The organism is Dorea sp. AM10-31, assembly GCF_003435815.1.
GTDB lineage: Bacteria > Bacillota > Clostridia > Lachnospirales > Lachnospiraceae > Dorea_D > Dorea_D hominis.
Map to the genome: position 1 here is coordinate 242642 of NZ_QTUV01000003.1, position 17769 is coordinate 260410.

Consider the following 17769-nt stretch of genomic DNA (forward strand, 5'->3'; position numbering starts at 1 on the left):
TGTATGGCAGAACATAGAGTTAGGAAAAATAATATTATATATATTATTCCAACAGATGAACTTTTCATAAAATGGAAAAATGATGAAGCTTTTATAGATGAATATGGCAGGTTGATGAATCGAAAACCACATAGGGTACTTAAGGAATTAAAGCATTATGTGGCTGATAGTGTGGTGCAGGAAAGTTATGCTTCTCCTATAAAAGATTTAGTTCGAGATAAGATGGTAGAATATTCTAAATATGCCATTGACCGAGCAGGAGATGTTTTTTTCTATGAAGTAATTCCTAATGTTTGGCATAAGCATATAGTCCCACTTTGGAAGGGGGCAAAAGATGTTTTATTTTCTAAAGAGCTTAAGATAGACCAGATAAAATGTGAAACAGAACATAAGGTAGTTGAGAATCAGCCGATATTGTCTGAAATTATGACGAAGGAAGAAGTAGATGCAGAAAAGCGAAAGCTTCTTTATCATTGGATTGGGCTGTTAAGCAGTCTTACGAAACTTCAAAATGCAGGAGAGCTTGATGTTGAATCCACTTTAGCACAGCTTACAGAACCAATGATGATTGAAGGAGTGAATGCTTTGCTGAGTGAAAATCCTAATCTGTTGGAAACTGATAAATATATTCTACTTCATAGTTTACTGGGGCGGGATTTGTATATGGAAGGACGACTTATACCGATTAGAGACGCAGAAATAAAAAAGGTAGCAAAGAATAACGGAGGATTAAAAAATGGAAGGACAAATGACTTTTGAATTTGCTAAACGCCCGACAATTAAGGGGTTTCCGGAACTTAGATGGACGGGAAAGCGTCCTTATGAATCTACACAGTATTATCCGGCTCAGCTTCGTGAGAGATACGGTGAGGAAACAAATGGCTGGATAAATAAGATATTCTGGGGAGATAACTTACAGGTTATGAGCCATTTGATTAAAGAATATCGTGGTAAAATTGACCTTATCTATATCGACCCGCCATTCGATAGTAAAGCAGATTATAAAAAGAAAATCGAAGTTAAAGGCGTAGGTAAGGCAGAAACTGACTCTACATCATTCGAAGAAAAACAATATGGCGATATTTGGACAAATGATGAATATCTTCAATTTATGTACGAACGTTTACTGATAATGAGAGAATTATTAAGTGAATCAGGCAGTATATATGTTCACTGTGATTGGCATAAGTCATCTTTTCTGAGAATAATCTTAGACGAGGTTTTTGGACCAGAAAATTTTAGAAATGAAATTGTTTGGAGTTACTTTGGCTTTAAAAGAGCAACTTCTAAAAAATTTCCACAAAAACATGATTTAATCTATTCTTATACAAAAAATAGCGATAATTATACATGGAATGTTCAATATAGACCTCACTCTCCAGAATACATAAAGAGATTTAAGAAAGATGAAAATGGACGTTTATATAGGGATGATGTAAATCCTACGGGTGGTGGAACACGAATTATCTATCTGGATGAAGTAAAGGGAGATATTATAGACTCTGTTTGGAATGATATTCCTCCTGTAAATCCAGTGGCTAAAGAACGATGCGATTATCCGACTCAAAAACCAGAAAAGCTTGTTGAAAGGATAATAAATGCATCGACAAACCCGGGCGACTTGGTTTTCGATTGCTTTATGGGAAGTGGAACAACGCAGGCTGTCGCTATGAAACTTGGTAGAAGGTTCATAGGGGCTGATATTAACCTCGGCTCAATTCAAACTACTACTAAACGCCTTATCAATGTAGCAAACGAATTAAGCGAACAGCTGCAGGACAATGAAAAATATACAGGATTTGAAGTATATAATGTCAATAATTATGACTTCTTTAGGAATCCTCTCGAAGCGAAGGAACTAATTATACAAGCTCTCGAAATTCAACCATTTCCACAGAGTGATGTTTGGGATGGTGAACTTGATGGTCGAATGGTTAAGATTATGCCGGTAAATCGTATTGCAACTAAGGCAGACTTGGAAGAGTTGAAAGCTAACTTGCCATATAAGACTTACGAAAAGAGAAAAGCTGAAAATCCAACTCAACCGGTTGAGAAGATTACAATTGTTTGTATGGGTCACGAACCGGATTTGAAGGCTTCTTTGGAGCAGGAACTTTCTGAATATAAGTTAGATATTGAAATTGTAGATATTCTTAGAGAAAAGAAAGACTTGCAATTAAAACGAGAAGCGGAAGCCGAGATTGTCAGAGAAGGCAATAAGTTAGTTATCAGAGCTTTCTATCCTATGAACCTTATGCAGAAGCTTTCATTGCAGAAGGAATATGTAGAGGATTGGCGTCAATTAGTCGAGTCTATAATGATTGATTGGAATTTTGACGGAGTAGTTATGCAGCCGACCGTAACAGATGTGCCGGATAAAAAAGAGATAGTAAGCGGTGTGTATGACATACCTGAAAATGCAGGTACGATACGAGTTAAAATCACTGACCTTTTATCGGAATCCTTAGAAGTGGAGGTCGAGTAATCTATGGCGAGAAAAACAACTGACTTTATTCAGGATTTTGCCTTTTATGAACAGTTGTGGGAGTATTATACTCAGAACAGGGGGAAAATCCGTTCACGATACAATGATTTGACTAAGAAATTCCTTGCGTATAATGACAGTCGTGAAAACAGAGATGCTTTCTTAAGAAAGCCGCAGTTTGAAGCGTTGGAGATGTATGTGTTTATAAAGGAATTTATGAATAATGCCCATATGTATCAAATATTCGATGAGTGGAGAAAGAGAGAAAATCGCTTTGCTGATGCTTCATATTACACCATCCACAAAGGTGGTCAGGGTACTTTGATTGATATGGGCGATAAACAGAATGAAATCGTATTCAAGCAGATGAAAAAATACAAGGAAGATTACCCGAACTACATTTATGCTTTGACAATGGGACTTGGTAAAACCATACTTATGGCAACTTGTATTTTCTATGAGTTTCTGCTTGCAAAGAAGTATCCGAAAGACAAGAGATTTTGTCATAATGCTTTGGTATTTGCACCAGACAAGACAGTCTTAGAATCTCTTCGAGAAATTATGACTTTTGATAAAACAAAGGTTGTGCCACCGGAATATGCTCGTGTGTTAGACCAAAATATTAAGTTCCATTTTCTTGAGGAAACAGGGGTAACGCTTCATACGATAGACGACTCGGATTTCAATATTGTTATTTCAAATAACCAGAAGATTATCGTAAAGAAAAAGCGTAAAGCAGATACACCGGCTGATGTACTTTTTGGAACCGGTTCTCTGCTTACAGATGTTTACGGAGATGATGAGGGCGATGATGATGTTTGGGATGACGCTTCTCTGATTGATAATCAGCGTTTTAAGAAACTCTGTCGTTTGCCACAGCTTGGTGTGTATGTCGATGAAGCACATCATTTGTTTGGAGCTAATTTGGAGAAAGAACTTCGTTCTGGTGGAGCAAACAAGACCACTCTGCGTAATACAATCAATATGCTTGCTGCAAGCACCTCTATTGTTGCTTGCTATAACTACACAGGTACACCGTATGTTAATAAGCAGGTGTTACCAGAGGTAGTATATGCCTATGGGTTGAATGAGTCTATCGCTCACGGATATTTAAAAGATGCAGACCCGATTGGGTTTGAAAATGTTAAAAATGAGGAGTTTCTGCGTACTTCGATTACAAAATTCTGGGAACGCTATGGCGGTAAAACTTATGAGGGATTATTACCGAAGCTTGCTATTTTTGCAGCAAATGTTAAAGAAGCAACAGATGTGGTACGTCCTGCTGTTGAAAAAGTATTAAGTGAACTTGGTATATCGCTTTCGACTGTTTTGGTAAATACAGGCGACACGTCTGTCACAAAAGATGAGGATATTAAGAATTTTAACAACCTTGATGTTATTGGTACTGAGGGAAGTAAAAAGCAATTTATTATCCTTGTTGAAAAGGGGCGAGAGGGTTGGAATTGTCGTTCACTGCTTGGAATTGCTTTATTTAGAAGTCCAAAATCAAAAGTATTTGTTCTACAGGCTACAATGCGTTGCTTAAGACAGCTTACAAAGGAACAGTTAAAAGCTACAATTTTCTTGTCAAAAGAGAATTATGACACGCTCGATGATGAACTTCGAAAAAATTATAATATGGAGATTTCAGATTTTGGTAAATCCCCAAATACAAATAAAAAAGTGTATAAGGTTCGTGTTTTACCGCCGCCAAGAAGTATTAAAATGAAAAGATTGTGGCACGAATATTCTCTCATCGAAAAGGAATATTCTGTACCTATTGATTTCCATTTGGCAGAATTGGACGAGTCAAAATATGAAGCTAAGATGTATGAAAAAGGAAGTTTGCGATTAGGATTATCTGAAAAGGAAACGAATATTGACTCTATGAAAGAGCAAGAGCGATTTAGCGAATTTTCTTTGACGGCAGAAATTTCACGGTATATGAATATTTCTTGCCTTACGATTGCTAAGATATTACGTGAGTCCGTGGACGGTTCAGATAATATTGTTGCAGCAGTTAATCGTCATAATGAGATTTTGGAAGATGTGATAATACCTGAAATTTTTCATACACTTTATGAGGTTAAGAGTACACAGAAAAGTGAAGATGTTGATATGGTACTTCTTAGGGAACCAAAAGATTCAGGATACTATGAGTTTTCTGCCAATGATGAGCTTGTAATTACCAAAGGACACAATAATTTCACTCCAAAGGAAGAAGCAAAGAGTTTCCATGCAGATACATATTGTTTCGACTCTAAACCAGAGAAAGAATGTTTTTTACAGTATATTTCAAGTAATAAGGTTAAGGAAATTTATTTTACTGGTATGTTTACTTCTAATCAAGGTGATTTGTCGGTGCAATATTATGACCCTGAGTCAAAGCGATTGAGAAAGTACTATCCTGATTTTCTTGCTCTAATGGAAGATGGTTCATATCAACTGATAGAGGTAAAAGGCGATAATAAGATAGATGATGAAGTTGTACTTGCCAAAAAAGCGGCAGCCGAGGAAATGGCAGTTGCAAGCGGTATCCACTATTTAATGTATGCAGGAAGTACGCTCATGAAATCAAATGTTTTAGAACCAACTTTAGTAGTTCAACAGGCAAGTATCGAGATATAGATTTAATCAAGTGATGAGTATGTAAAAATTATGGAAACAAAGCCAAGGATTTTATATTTACAAAAGATTTTACTGGAAAGAACCGATGAAGAAAATCCTCTTTCCACAACACAGTTAATCAATATATTGAATGATGAGTACGGAATATCTGCACATAGAACTACAGTCACAAAAGACATTGCAGCACTTCAGGAGTTTGGAATGGACATTGTTACTATCCATTCTACTCAGAGCAAATACTTTGTAGCCAGTCGTAAGTTTGAATTGCCGGAACTAAAACTGCTGATAGATGCAGTGGAGTCATCGAAGTTCATTACAAAGAAGAAAAGCGAAACTTTGATTGAGAAGATACATACGATGACCAGTCCGGGGCAGGTGGCAAAGCTAAAGCGTAATAACTATGTGGTCAATCGCATTAAGCCGGATAATGAGCAGATATATTACATTATTGACGCTATAAACGATGCCATCAACGCAGGTAAACAGATTTCTTTCCAGTATTACGATTATACCGGATTAAAGAAAAAGGTTCTGAAGAATAAGGGCGAAGTGTATAAGCTCAGTCCGTATAAACTTCTCTGGTGTGGGGACTATTATTATGTTCTCGGATATTCAGAGAAGAAAAGCAAGGTTATCAATTTCAGGGTAGACCGTATTGCTTCCAAGCCGGAGATATTGGATAAAGATATTGTTCCTATGCCCGATGATTTTGATATTGAGAATTACACAAAGGAAGTATTCTTTATGTTCTCAGGCGAGAAAGTCCTTGTAGATTTACGGTGTGATAACAGTCTGATGAAAACAATGGTTGACCGTTTCGGAGAAGATGTGACAATCCTTGCGTATGATATGACATCTTTCAGAGTACAGACAGAAGTATCAGCCAGTCCTACCTTTTTCGGTTGGGTGTTTGGCTTTAATGGCAAGGTACAGATACTTGCACCGGAAAGCTTGAAAGAGCAATACAAACAAATGCTTACAAAAGCTACTTAAGATATGAAAGAGAATGAATAGTGCAGATTTGAATTTGTGCAGATGGTCTGCACAAAGCGTGAAGTCAATATTAAATAACAATTAAAGGTAATACCACAATATATGCAGGGGTTTTTATATCCCACCTATTGTTCTACACTATAATCATCAAGATCGCATATAAAAATGATTGATGGTGGGTGAGAAAATGGATAAAGAAGAAAAATATAGCAACAGAATGAGACTTCCTAAAGATGGAGCAATATTAGCCGAAAATGATAATATTGTACTCAAAGCGGTATCTGAAGATCAAAAGTATCATATGCTCAGTGTATCATATGAATGCTCTTTTCTTAAACACGAATTCGAAAATGAAACTTACCGAAAATATCTATGGGAAGAGTTTATAAGGGAAAATGTAGCCAATTATTGTATTTATACTAAGGATACAAATGAGTTTATTGGATACTGTGGAATCAAGAACCTTGCTCGGGAAATACCAGAATTAGCAATTGAGTTGCTGTCAAAATATAGGAAATATGGATATGGATTTCAGGCATTATCTCTTCTTATGGATCAATTTTCTGAGATTACAGGGGAGCATGTTTTCCGTAGCAGAGTGGAAGTAGATAATTATGCGAGCCAGGCTTTGCACAGAAAACTGGGCGCAGTACCAAATGGAATAAGTGAATTTCTTCTCCATGGTGAAGAAATAATCAAATATCAAAATGAAAATCAACATCTTATAGATGATAATATCCGAAAACTTGCAGCAGATTTTGGTGTCGAGCCTATAGAGATCCTTGGGCATGTCTTAGAATATAAGATTGAATGGAAGTAACATAATTATCTTGACATTCCCCTTAAGGGTAATGCTAGTTTAAAGTAGAAGGTGATCTGATGTATACGATAAGTCAATTTGCAAAACTTTGTAATACAAGTACAAAAACAATTAGGTTTTATGATAATAAGGGGGTTTTACCCGCCGATTACGTTTCGAAAGAAAATGGATATCGCTTTTATGAAGAAGATACAGTAGAACTTTTTCGACAGATATCAAAATTAAAAGAAGCAGGATTTACATTAGCGGAGATTGATCAACATTTAAAAGCCCAGGATGGGATATCAACTGAAAATTTTATTGATAAAAAGATTGAAGAGTTAAAAAGTCAGATTGCACATTGCTATAAACTGAAGGAGCAAGATAATATGAGAGAAATCAATATTGTGTTTCAAAAATTGGAAGCGGAAAGAACAAGAGTTGAACAGACAGCAATAATTAATTTACGGTACGGAAATCAAAAGACGCTACTTCCGGTAGCAGCAGAAATTGTTGATGAATGTGAGAAACTAATTCAGAGAATTGCAACACCGGGAATATGTGCTATTAATTGTGAAGAGGATGAATTTATACGTTTTGTACAGGGGAGAAAAGCTGTTGAATTTGTAAGTATGCACTTTGCTTCGAAGACTTCCAGAGAAGAAATTACAAAAAAAGTAAATCAGAGCGAATATGAAAAATACGATGCTGTATTTGTATATTGCAGCTGTTCATCAGCTATATCAAAAAATACACTTGTTGTTTTAGATTTTGCGAAATGGTTTGATTATGGGACAGATGAGAAGGGACGAAAAAGAGCAGAAGGAGCTTTTGAATTTAATGAGAAGTTGGATGGAATAGATGTTAAGTTGATTCTGTTTGAAAAAAATACTGCTATATAACCAATAGGCTCAGGGAATTTCCTCTGGGTCTTTCTTAAGATTCCTCGAAAATTGAGAATTACATATGTTCAATTCTTTGTATTAGGTATATATTTTGAAAAGTTATCCGGTTATACTGACAATATCAAAAGGCAGAACTGTTAGAATGAGGTGAGCAGATGGATACAGCACAGAGAATAAGGTTAATTCGGATGATTGAAAAAATAGAGAAGAACCCAAAATTCAGTAGTAAAATCGGTGTGAGAAATACATCTGAGTTTATATCAAGTAAACAATCAAAAAAATGAATGATTCAAATCATAACAGGAGTCAGAAGGAGTAGAATATGTTATCGTTACTATTTGCTATATGCATGATCTGGTTTATTGGAAAATTTTTTATATTTGGTGTAAAAGCATCCTGGGGAATCTTAAAGCTGCTCTGTACAGTTGTCTTTTTCCCGGTGATTTTGATAGGAATGGTTGTTGGCGGACTGATTTATATTGCATTTCCATTGTTGATCATCGGTGGAATCATTGCACTTATATCATCTAACTCATAAAAATACGAGGAGGGAAGAAATTATGGGATATGATATAGAAAAAGAGAAACGAGAAGCGATTGAAGCAGGACAACGTGCGTTAAGTAGTCTTCGGACAGCAAAAGAAAACCTGAACAGTGCAAAAAAATGGGGCTTGGTGGATATGTTTGGCGGTGGATTCTTTTCTACGATGTTTAAACACTCCAAGATGGATCAAGCCAGACAAAATATGGAACAGGCGAAATATGATCTTCGTAATTTCAGTAGAGAATTAAATGATGTGAACATGGCTTGTAATTTAAATATCAATACTGGAGACTTCTTATCTTTTGCAGATTATTTTTTTGATGGATTTGTTGTGGATTGGATGGTGCAGGATCGAATCAATAATGCCAGACATCAGGTGGAAGAAGCTATCCGCAGAACGGAATACATCATAAACCAGTTACAGCATATGTAAAGGAAAGAGGCAGTGAACCATAAATAGGTTCGCTGCCTTGTTTTTTCATACTTATTTCTGTTTCTTTTTTTCTTCTCTGAGCAATTCGATGTTTAGTCCCTGCTCTCCGGCTGTTTTATCAACCCAGAGATTCAGAGAATCTATTGCCAGAGAAATTTCATCCAGTTTGTTACTGATAAAAGCAAAATCCTTGATCTCATCATCGCTGATTTTACCGTCACGGGCAATCTGGATCAGACGTGTGATAAGAGGATTAATCTCATTCAGACTGGCAATGGTTTCCAGGATTATATTGGATAAGTCAGAAACTTCGACTTCCGGGACATAACGATGACCGATTTCGCATTTATGAGAGCAGTAATAATTGCAGAGATCTGGTCGTCCGTAAGCGTCTGCCATCTGGATAATATCGTAAGGTGTAGGTTCCTGTATTTCATATTCAAATTTTTCAATTTTAGAATCAGAAACAGCAGTCATTTTTTCGCTGGCTTCTGATCTGGTAAGACCGGCTTCTTCCCGGCAAATCTGATAAATTGTTTTATTTTCTCTTGTAGATTGTTTCCCCATGAGAATGACCTCCCTGTATATCGCAAAACATGAGGATTATCAGGTGTTAAGTCCACATGCTGTGCGTGTATTTCCTGTATGGATTTTATTATACTGGAAGCATCAGTAAACAACAAGGTTATAAATGGATAGGAAGCCAGAAAGACTGCTGGTTGCTAAAAAAATCGAAAATTACGTGGGATTTTTATACCCCACCTATTGATATACACTGTAACCATCAAAGAAGATTAAATCATAAAATTCAAAGAAATGGAGGAGTTGGCAATGAAAGGTTTTAACACTGGTGATGGTTACATGGGATTGGTAGATGGTAAATATATCTTGTTTGCCAGTGAATCCGATTACTATGAATACATGAACGATTAAAGGAGGAGCTGCTATGAAAGGAATATTCGGAAGTATGTTTGATCTGAACCATGATGGAAATATTAGTCCACTGGAAAGCGTAATGGAATTTACTTTCCTAAATGAACTACTGAAAGACGATTCTGACGTACAGACGGAGTTAGAATTATCGGGACTGGATCCAGACGAGTTGGAGTTTATGGATGCAGATGAACGAAGAGAAGCACTAGAAGATGCCGGACTGGATCCGGATGAATATGATTTCTAAGGAAGGAGCGTTTACAATGGCAAAAGTATTTATCACACTGACAGGAACAAAACATTATTTCGGAAATGATTTTCTTGAAAAGGGTACGAAAATCAGACTGGAGAAAGAGCCGGATAATGAGTATGACAAGGAAGCAATCAAAGTAACTTATGAAGGCCTTGGAAAAATCGGGTATGTGGCGAACAGCTCTTATACTGTTATTGGTGAGTCGATGAGTGCCGGACGTCTCTACGACAAGATTGGAGATGTTGCATATGCAAAGGTAATACTTGTTACACCAGCTGGGACAATCTGCAAAATTTGTAAAAAGAGTCTGGTAAAAGATGAGGAGCAATAATGAAAAACAAAGAGATATTGAGAAAAATCTATTATGAAAATAGGGCAATAAACAGAAATATTCAGCGCCTGGCTAATATCAGTTTAATTGGCTTGCTTGCAAGGTCGGCCAAAGAAGCAAAAGAAAGCGATGATGAACAAGGAAAAAATCTTGCAAAAGCAGGGCTGCTCTTAGTAGTTATTTCGGAAGCCCTGATAATAATTAGTGATATTCTAGATCATCGGAAAATGAAAATCGAAGAGAAAATAGAAAAGTGTGAGTAAGGGAGCAGAAATGTATACAAAAGAACAGAATGAAGAAATCAGAAGACTGTTCCTCAGACGAACGGAAAAAGATTAAAGAAGAATTAAAGCCATATATGGATCAGCTTCCAGAATATACACATTTGGTTACTGAGCTATTCAGAGAATAACGTATTTTAATATGTAATAAAAGGGATATGAATTTTTTTTAGGAGGAACGAACAAATGAGTAAAAAAGAAGGATACAGCAGAAAAGGATTATTTGGAGAAATCAAGCATTATGATGCGAATGGAAGAAAGGTCGGAGAAAGTAGACCCAATATCTTGGGAGGATATAGCAATTACGATACAAATGGTCATAAAACCGGTGAGAGTAGACCTGGCATCTTTGGAGGAATGAATCATTATGACAGCCACGGACACAAAACTGGATCAACCAGACCTGGTATATTGGGTGGAGCAAATCATTATGATGACAAAGGGCATAAAACTGGTCACAGCAATCCTGGAATATTAGGTGGCTGGAACCACTACGATGACTGATATTTAAGAAAGAAGGAGTCAACATGTACAATCTGATCATAGATCTGGAAATGTGTAATGTGCCGAGAGATTATCGGCAGAGATCTTATAAATATGCAAATGAAAGTCTGATTTGGTGAATTGAAAAAGTAAAATCCACCTTGCAAAGGTAAATTCTACTTTGCAGAAGGGCATGCGGACGAAAAGTTGGACTGTGTAATGCCTGACATGTTATGAGATACACACAAGAACAAATATCGACAGCACTTGTATTACTGAAAGCGACAGGATCCCCAGACAAAGTTGTCCAAACCTTAGGGTATCCATCTGCACCAATGCTTTATCATTGGCGTAAAAAGTATCCTGAGTATTACGATGTTCCAAATCAAAAACATTGGAGACAAGCTCCAACTGAATTGAAACATGACGTAATTAAACATTGCCTTATTGAGGGCGAGCCTGTAAAATTAGTGGCAGAAGAAATCGGATACACACCTTCCTTGATATATAAATGGATTAGGGAGCTTCCTGTATAATTTAAAATGTAAGAAATCCTAAGAAAGAAGGTTGAGAAAAAATACCTCAGTGTAAAATAAGATTACTGACTTTGGACGGTTAGTAAAAAATCTTATTAAACAGAGAGGTATTCCATATGAATTGTAACACACAGAACGCTAAGATTAAATCTATTACTGAAAAAACTTTGATTGTAGGAATTGATGTAGGTAGTGAAACCCACTATGCAAGAGCATTCGATTGGAGAAACATTGAATTTTCCAAGAAACCATTCGCATTTAGCAATGATGAAGCTGGTTTTGCTTCTTTTAAGGCATGGTTGGAGGACATCAAGGAAAAATTCGGCAAAACGATTGTGCTTCCTGGTATGGAACCAACAGGACATTATTGGTTCAATCTTGGAGCATTCCTGCAGGACAACGGAATGAAGCCAGTACACGTGAATCCTCACCATGTACACAAGTCAAAGGAATTGGATGATAACAATCCAAGTAAAGATGATCGTAAAGATCCTAAGACAATCGCAGCGTTGGTAAATGAAGGAAGATTCAATTACCCATATATTCCTACAGGCGTATATGCAGAGATTAGAAGTTTATACGGGCTTCAAGTAATGACACAGGAAGCACTTATACGAGTGAAAAACCGAATTGCACGTTGGCTTAGTATCTATTTTCCGGAGTACAAAGACGTTTACCGGAGTTGCAATGCAATTAGTGGAGTGATGGTGCTTAAAGTATGTCCATTACCGGCAGATATCGTAATGCTTGGAGCAGATGGTGTTAATAAAATCTGGCGAGATGCCAAACTAAGAGCAGCTGGAATGAAGAGGACACGGCCCCTGGTAGAGACTGCAAAGCACAGTGTTGGAAGCACAGAGTCACCGGAAGCTGCAAAATATGAAATGGAACTTCTGCTAGGGGACTATGATGTTTATACAAAGCGCTTGGAGGAATTGACAGAAAAGATAGAAGTAAAGCTGGAAGAAATCCCATATGTAGATAAACTTTTGGAGATAAAAGGTGTAGGAAAAAAGATAGTGAGTGGACTCATTGCAGAAATAGGTGACATTAGTCGTTTTGATAATCCAAAGCAGGTACAGAAACTTGCAGGATATGCGATAGTTGCATGCAGTTCTGGAAAACATAAGGGCGAGAGTCATATCAGTTATAGAGGAAGAAAACGTCTTCGTTATGTACTGTACGAAGCAGCCATTTCATTGATTGGACAGAATGCAGAGTTCAAAGAAATACATCGTTATTATCTTACGCGACAGAACAATCCGTTGAAAAAGATGGAGTCTGTGATTGCAGTAGCATGTAAAGCCCTACGAGTCTTCTGCGCAATACTTACAAAGGGTGTGAGCTATGATGGAAAGTTTATGCTGGAATCTATCAGGTATCCAGAAAATCAGGTGTTGGGAAACCGCATAGCAGCGTAGAAACATAGAAGCAACATCTTTCATGATTGAACAGAGCTGTTGAAGATTCGACATCTGTGTTCAGTCATGATGGATGACTGAAATGAAACAATGATAACCAATGACCGAGGAAGATGTGACAGGGAAAACGTCCACGAATATCGTGCCTGCACAGGGAACAAAGGTCAGTAATGAAAAATACAAAGAGTGAGCCAGTAGTCGGAAGGAATATTTTCCAGAAGGCAATGACCCTGTAAGGGAGCTAGTCCGACACCTTGGTTATGGACAGGTGGAACGAAGGAAGTGAGGATCTCTGGAAACAGAGATGATCCTGGTAGACACGGGAGGTGCGTTGCCATAGAGGGATGGGTATACACAAGGCCATGAATAGCGGAAAACAGAGACGTTTATTCAAGTGTACCCTAAAACCACTATTTCCGCACAAGATGCAGAGGAATGTCCACACCTATGGCTCAATTCTACTGAGATATGTAACAAAGAAACATTGATTTTCTAAGGAAAATCACTTGACTAAATAGGGGGAGAGTGACTAAAGTATGATAATCGAGACAGCATTAGTAGAACTAGCAAAAGCAGGGGGAACGGAACTATTTCTATCATCGAGTGAAAGCCTACTGAAGAAGGTTAAAACAGCAAAAGATATAAAACAATTATTCATTAATACGGGTAAATTTTTTGTTGATTATGAAAATGATGCAGATCAATTATTTGATGATATGGCCAACGTGCTTTCAAAGAAGAATATGACAAAGCTGGCCAATGAATTGAAGGATGAACCAGGATATAAATTAAAGGATAGGCTACTCAATTCATTAATGGGAATCATGAAAGAATATGAAATCCCGCACGGCATGGCTCTGTCATATGCGAACGCAATTCTATTTGCAATTATGGAGCAACTTCCGGTGGTTGCACCAGACAAATATGATCGTGCATATCAAGCTGAATGGAAAGCAGAGCAGGAAGAAAGCTTTAAGGAGTTAGCAGAGAAATTTGAGAGATTAAGAAATGAACTTCAGATATATCAAAGTCGACAGTTAGAGATATTATCAGCTGATGCGATTGATTTAGATATCAGGCGTCAAACTACTGATCCTAAGATAGGTTTTGACTTCTTTAATGTGGATGACGATACATTTAGGGAAGCACTTGAAAGTAAGAAAAATGATGAAGTTATAGCGATAAAAGCGCGATGCAAAGAAGAAGCTATCTATTGCACAATAAATGAATTATGGATGCAAGGAGAAAATCGTCCAATATTCATAGTGAAGAATGAAGAAGACTGGAAGAGCTTACTTCAGATAAAGGATGCTGGAAATATTTATATACCATGGTTTTATTCAAATCAAATTGTCGCCATTCCTAATAATACTAATATATTTGTATTTACTGAACGTGTTCCGTCATTTATTAAAGGGGAGATAACTTTACGCCCACGTACATACTCTACAATATCAGCATCTTTACAGAGAGCGGGGATGGGAATAAATGAAGCCAATAAATTAGTATCAGAGACTCATGGCCTATTTATACCGTTAAAGAAGAAATTGTTTAATGGAGCATATTTAAAAGAGCCTAGATGGTTAAATGGATTACATCGCAACATTAAGGAAACAGCATTATTGATAGGCCAATGGACAGACTGTGATGGTGACAAGGCAGTTATAGAATCCTTAAGTGGCATTAAGTATCAAGATTTTATTTCAGAGATAAAGGAATATGCTAAGGATGAAGATCCATTTATTCATATCGTAGATATCAATTCAACAAAGGAATATTATCTGGCAAGTGCTGAAAATGCATGGGATTATATTGATGTTGATAACGATAGTGAAATCTGGAATAAATTTAAGGATGTTCTCTTTGAAGTTATAAATGAGGCAGAAAAACTATTCACATATTCATCTCAAGAAAAGCTTGTTGCACAGTTTAAAGGAGAAAAATTCTTTTGGTCTGCAATAATAAGAAAAGGGATGTTACGTAGTCTTATTATGAAGGCTTACTATAAAAAAGATAATAATTGCCAAGTTCAGTTAGATTCTTTAGTAAGCAAAATTTTGGAATATATCCAAACTTCAGAACAGTGGCATTATATTTCAAACTTTTTTGTTGATTTATGTGAAGTATCACCGAATAGTGTGCTTAATAAGTTAGAAGAAGAACAAATTAATCCTACGGGGCTAATGGAACTGTTTGAAAATCAATCATCTGATTTCTTATTCGGCAGGAATGATTATATTGAGATTTTGTGGGGAGTTGAGGAGTTTCTTGTACAGAGAGAATACGCATCTCGTGCATATGCATGGCTTCTATATCTTGATAATTTATCTTTTGAATACAAATCAAATTCACCAAAGGATATCTTTGGGAAATTACTATGTACGTGGCATAATTTTTCAGCATTTAGCAAAAGTAATGACAAAATAGAAATTGCAGCTAAGGCATTAGCAAAAGATAAAAATGCATGGGACCATATTTTTGGAGCACTACCAATAGGACATGCAAGTATTTTTGGCGACTTATATGCACCTAAATATAGAAATCATGTGGAAGAAGACACAATAACCAGAAAAGAGATGTATGACACCAATTTGGGATATATAGACCTTCTTTTAAAAGCAACTGATTTTAAACCCCAAAGGTGGAATGATCTGTTAAGTATATATGATGAAGTTGACCCAGATATTCGAAAGAAGATTAAGGAAAAATTATTATTTGAAATTGCACAGATGGACGATGATGAAAGGCTGATAATCAAGAATAACATCAGAAGAGTGGTTTATAAGCATCGATATTTTGCGTCAGCTGAATGGGCTATGGGCGAAGATTTGATTGGTGAGATGCTTGATATACTAGATTCAATAAACTTCACTCAACAAGAATATGATTTTGAATATCTATTTAGACCCTCATATGATGGTATTATTCTGGATCCAGTTCCTTATGATGTGGATGACAAAAGAGATATAAACGAAAGCAAAACAAAAGATCTCCTTGTCAAAAAAATAAATGAGTTTAAAGAAAATAATTATAGCCTGGAATTATTATCAAAGCTCTGTGCGAAGGAGAAGTCTTCCTATCTAGGTCGAGTATTGTCGGATTATTGGGATGATGATAATTTTGATAAAAATGTATTTGCATCACTATATAAGTGCCAGAGTAAACATGAGATGGCAATAGAATACATTGAAGGATTAGCTCGCAGAGGAGTTGATGTATATACTAATGTAAACGAATTAAGTGAGTGCGTAGAGTTAGATGATGATTTTAGAATTATACTATTCAGAATCGAAGCTTTATATACAGATAAGAAACCATTAGTCGATAATGCTTCAGTAGAAATAAAACATGCATTTTGGAAAGATTTTCGATGGTTTTCATCTAATAATATGGATTGGGCAGTGGCAGAGTGCCAGCAGTATGGAACAGTTAATTCGTATTTGGACTTATTGTATAGATTCCATGAAAATCGAAATCTTACACCAGAGCAATTGCTTGAAAAAATGCAACGGCTTGATGTGATGGAACGAGGAAGTATTAATTCGATGACGGATTATTATTTAAAAGAATTACTAAAGCCATTACAGGAGCAATGCATTGAAGATCGAGATAAATGTGCAAAGATAGCGCATATTGAGATTGCATTCTTTTATCTATTGGACTGGGAAGATATGAAGTGCTTTCAAAAGGAAATAAAGCACGATCCTGAAATGTATGCAGAAATGGTCTCAGTTATATTTAGACATGATGGTGATGATCCCGAAGAAAGAAAGACAGAAGAGTTTCGTAATTATGCGCAGGTAATACATAGGTTGTTTGATATGGCAAAGTTTTGTCCATGTGAAGAAAATGGCACTGTTAGTTATGATGAGATTAAGGTGTGGGTAGATAAACTGATACGGATACTTGATTCGAATCACCAAAAAGAAATGTTTGGATATGTGTTAGGAAGGTTGTTTGCATATGCACCTAAAACAGCTGATGGTCATTATCCATGTGAAGCAGTGTGCCAGATTATAGAGGAATATGGGGATGAATCTTTACTGAGTGAATATAGATGTGAGTTGTTCAATAAAAGAGGAATATTTAGTCCTTCAGCAGGTAGGGCAGAGAAAGACATTGCAGAAGGTTACAAAGATAATGCAGATTTTTTAAGCATTAAGTACCCGAAGACTGCTGATGTGTTTTTCAAAATGTCACAAAGATATGTATATGATTCTGACCTAGAAAGACGGCGTGTCGAAAATGGGTATTTTTAGAATTTAGTCTTAGAAATACAAATTGTAGAGGAAATGTAGAGGCTATGTAGATTGTAATGCATTTTAAAGGCTGATATTATTATCATAGACAAACGTGAACGAAATCACCGGAGCGGTGACGGACATCACGTTTGTTTTTCTTTTGCAGAAGAATTGAATATGGACAATGAGTTGAGCGTCAGCTCGTGATCAGAAGATTGCGAGTCTGGCGCTTTTTTCATGCCCACAATTCCGGGTGACGATCCGGATCAACCAAATCAAAAGCAGAAAGGAAAACAAAATTATGGATTATGAACAGTTCAAAAAATGAATCGAAGAGGATCTTCACCAGGCACTTGCTGATCATGGTATTGATGCAAACTTCAGTCAGCATCATGTTGAGAAGCTGAATGTTTCCTATGATGCACTTAGCGTTACTCCTGAGGGTAGTCACATCGGTGTGAATGCAAATCTCAGTGCCATGTTCGAGGCTATTGAGAACGGGC

The 17769-nt window shown here is 36.6% G+C and carries 15 protein-coding genes; 14 read left to right on the forward strand and 1 reads right to left on the reverse strand.

Annotated features, from left to right (window positions below; translation table 11 throughout):
* Positions 1 to 3: 3 nt before the first annotated feature.
* The 8 genes from DW125_RS07315 (at position 4) to DW125_RS07350 (ending at position 8787) form a co-directional block, all read left to right on the forward strand.
* Positions 4 to 759, forward strand: a complete 756-nt coding sequence (locus tag DW125_RS07315; RefSeq protein WP_117537654.1) for a hypothetical protein — start codon at positions 4 to 6, stop codon at positions 757 to 759.
* Positions 737 to 2485 (forward strand): site-specific DNA-methyltransferase, encoded by a 1749-nt coding sequence (locus DW125_RS07320; RefSeq protein WP_117537656.1) that lies wholly within the window; start codon positions 737 to 739, stop codon positions 2483 to 2485. Before DW125_RS07315 ends, DW125_RS07320 begins: the two co-directional genes overlap by 23 nt.
* A gap of 3 nt (positions 2486 to 2488) precedes the next feature.
* A complete protein-coding gene (locus DW125_RS07325; protein ID WP_117537658.1) occupies positions 2489 to 5113 on the forward strand; it encodes a DEAD/DEAH box helicase in 2625 nt (874 codons plus the stop codon).
* A 30-nt stretch (positions 5114 to 5143) separates the two neighbouring features.
* Entirely contained in the window at positions 5144 to 6106 is a 963-nt protein-coding gene (locus tag DW125_RS07330) for a helix-turn-helix transcriptional regulator (RefSeq protein ID WP_117537660.1), read from the forward strand.
* 187 nt (positions 6107 to 6293) lie between these two features.
* Complete coding sequence (locus DW125_RS07335; RefSeq protein WP_158549900.1) at positions 6294 to 6926, forward strand: GNAT family N-acetyltransferase; 633 nt, start codon at positions 6294 to 6296, stop codon at positions 6924 to 6926.
* A 59-nt stretch (positions 6927 to 6985) separates the two neighbouring features.
* Positions 6986 to 7807 (forward strand): MerR family transcriptional regulator, encoded by an 822-nt coding sequence (locus DW125_RS07340; RefSeq protein WP_117537664.1) that lies wholly within the window; start codon positions 6986 to 6988, stop codon positions 7805 to 7807.
* 325 nt (positions 7808 to 8132) lie between these two features.
* Positions 8133 to 8348: a hypothetical protein gene (locus tag DW125_RS07345; RefSeq protein ID WP_028087389.1), complete on the forward strand. Its 216-nt coding sequence runs from the start codon at positions 8133 to 8135 to the stop codon at positions 8346 to 8348.
* Between the two features lie 22 nt (positions 8349 to 8370).
* The gene (locus tag DW125_RS07350; RefSeq protein WP_117537666.1) at positions 8371 to 8787 is read left to right on the forward strand and encodes a hypothetical protein; all 417 of its coding nucleotides are present in this window, start codon (positions 8371 to 8373) and stop codon (positions 8785 to 8787) included.
* A gap of 51 nt (positions 8788 to 8838) precedes the next feature.
* Here the strand turns inward: DW125_RS07350 and DW125_RS07355 are convergent, their stop codons facing one another.
* Positions 8839 to 9354 (reverse strand): helix-turn-helix domain-containing protein, encoded by a 516-nt coding sequence (locus tag DW125_RS07355; RefSeq protein WP_117537668.1) that lies wholly within the window; start codon positions 9352 to 9354, stop codon positions 8839 to 8841.
* A gap of 379 nt (positions 9355 to 9733) precedes the next feature.
* On the opposite strand from DW125_RS07355, the gene DW125_RS07365 reads away from it, so the two are divergent.
* The 6 genes from DW125_RS07365 to DW125_RS07395 all read left to right on the forward strand — a co-directional run bounded on the left by DW125_RS07365 (position 9734) and on the right by DW125_RS07395 (position 17284).
* Positions 9734 to 9967, forward strand: a complete 234-nt coding sequence (locus DW125_RS07365) for a hypothetical protein (RefSeq protein ID WP_117537672.1) — start codon at positions 9734 to 9736, stop codon at positions 9965 to 9967.
* A gap of 16 nt (positions 9968 to 9983) precedes the next feature.
* The gene (locus tag DW125_RS07370) at positions 9984 to 10304 is read left to right on the forward strand and encodes an HIRAN domain-containing protein (protein WP_117537751.1); all 321 of its coding nucleotides are present in this window, start codon (positions 9984 to 9986) and stop codon (positions 10302 to 10304) included.
* A complete protein-coding gene (locus DW125_RS07375; RefSeq protein ID WP_117537674.1) occupies positions 10304 to 10567 on the forward strand; it encodes a hypothetical protein in 264 nt (87 codons plus the stop codon). Before DW125_RS07370 ends, DW125_RS07375 begins: the two co-directional genes overlap by 1 nt.
* A gap of 204 nt (positions 10568 to 10771) precedes the next feature.
* Positions 10772 to 11089 carry a hypothetical protein gene (locus tag DW125_RS07380; protein ID WP_173793386.1) on the forward strand — a complete coding sequence of 106 codons (318 nt, stop codon included), beginning with the start codon at positions 10772 to 10774 and terminating at the stop codon, positions 11087 to 11089.
* Between the two features lie 631 nt (positions 11090 to 11720).
* Positions 11721 to 13025 (forward strand): IS110 family transposase, encoded by a 1305-nt coding sequence (locus DW125_RS07390; RefSeq protein WP_117537678.1) that lies wholly within the window; start codon positions 11721 to 11723, stop codon positions 13023 to 13025.
* 536 nt (positions 13026 to 13561) lie between these two features.
* Positions 13562 to 17284 carry a hypothetical protein gene (locus tag DW125_RS07395; RefSeq protein WP_117537680.1) on the forward strand — a complete coding sequence of 1241 codons (3723 nt, stop codon included), beginning with the start codon at positions 13562 to 13564 and terminating at the stop codon, positions 17282 to 17284.
* Positions 17285 to 17769 lie beyond the last annotated feature (485 nt).

Excerpts from the sequence above, each read along its gene's own strand:
- DW125_RS07380 (WP_173793386.1), top strand. The coding sequence starts at position 10,772 with ATGAGTAAAAAAGAAGGATACAGCAGAAAAGGATTATTTGGAGAAATC.
- DW125_RS07340 (WP_117537664.1), top strand. The coding sequence starts at position 6,986 with ATGTATACGATAAGTCAATTTGCAAAACTTTGTAATACAAGTACAAAA.
- DW125_RS07320 (WP_117537656.1), top strand. The coding sequence starts at position 737 with ATGGAAGGACAAATGACTTTTGAATTTGCTAAACGCCCGACAATTAAG.
- DW125_RS07325 (WP_117537658.1), top strand. The coding sequence starts at position 2,489 with ATGGCGAGAAAAACAACTGACTTTATTCAGGATTTTGCCTTTTATGAA.
- DW125_RS07395 (WP_117537680.1), top strand. The coding sequence starts at position 13,562 with ATGATAATCGAGACAGCATTAGTAGAACTAGCAAAAGCAGGGGGAACG.
- DW125_RS07370 (WP_117537751.1), top strand. The coding sequence starts at position 9,984 with ATGGCAAAAGTATTTATCACACTGACAGGAACAAAACATTATTTCGGA.
- DW125_RS07330 (WP_117537660.1), top strand. The coding sequence starts at position 5,144 with ATGGAAACAAAGCCAAGGATTTTATATTTACAAAAGATTTTACTGGAA.
- DW125_RS07335 (WP_158549900.1), top strand. The coding sequence starts at position 6,294 with ATGGATAAAGAAGAAAAATATAGCAACAGAATGAGACTTCCTAAAGAT.
- DW125_RS07350 (WP_117537666.1), top strand. The coding sequence starts at position 8,371 with ATGGGATATGATATAGAAAAAGAGAAACGAGAAGCGATTGAAGCAGGA.
- DW125_RS07355 (WP_117537668.1), bottom strand. The coding sequence starts at position 9,354 with ATGGGGAAACAATCTACAAGAGAAAATAAAACAATTTATCAGATTTGC.
- DW125_RS07390 (WP_117537678.1), top strand. The coding sequence starts at position 11,721 with ATGAATTGTAACACACAGAACGCTAAGATTAAATCTATTACTGAAAAA.
- DW125_RS07315 (WP_117537654.1), top strand. The coding sequence starts at position 4 with ATGGCAGAACATAGAGTTAGGAAAAATAATATTATATATATTATTCCA.
- DW125_RS07345 (WP_028087389.1), top strand. The coding sequence starts at position 8,133 with ATGTTATCGTTACTATTTGCTATATGCATGATCTGGTTTATTGGAAAA.
- DW125_RS07375 (WP_117537674.1), top strand. The coding sequence starts at position 10,304 with ATGAAAAACAAAGAGATATTGAGAAAAATCTATTATGAAAATAGGGCA.
- DW125_RS07365 (WP_117537672.1), top strand. The coding sequence starts at position 9,734 with ATGAAAGGAATATTCGGAAGTATGTTTGATCTGAACCATGATGGAAAT.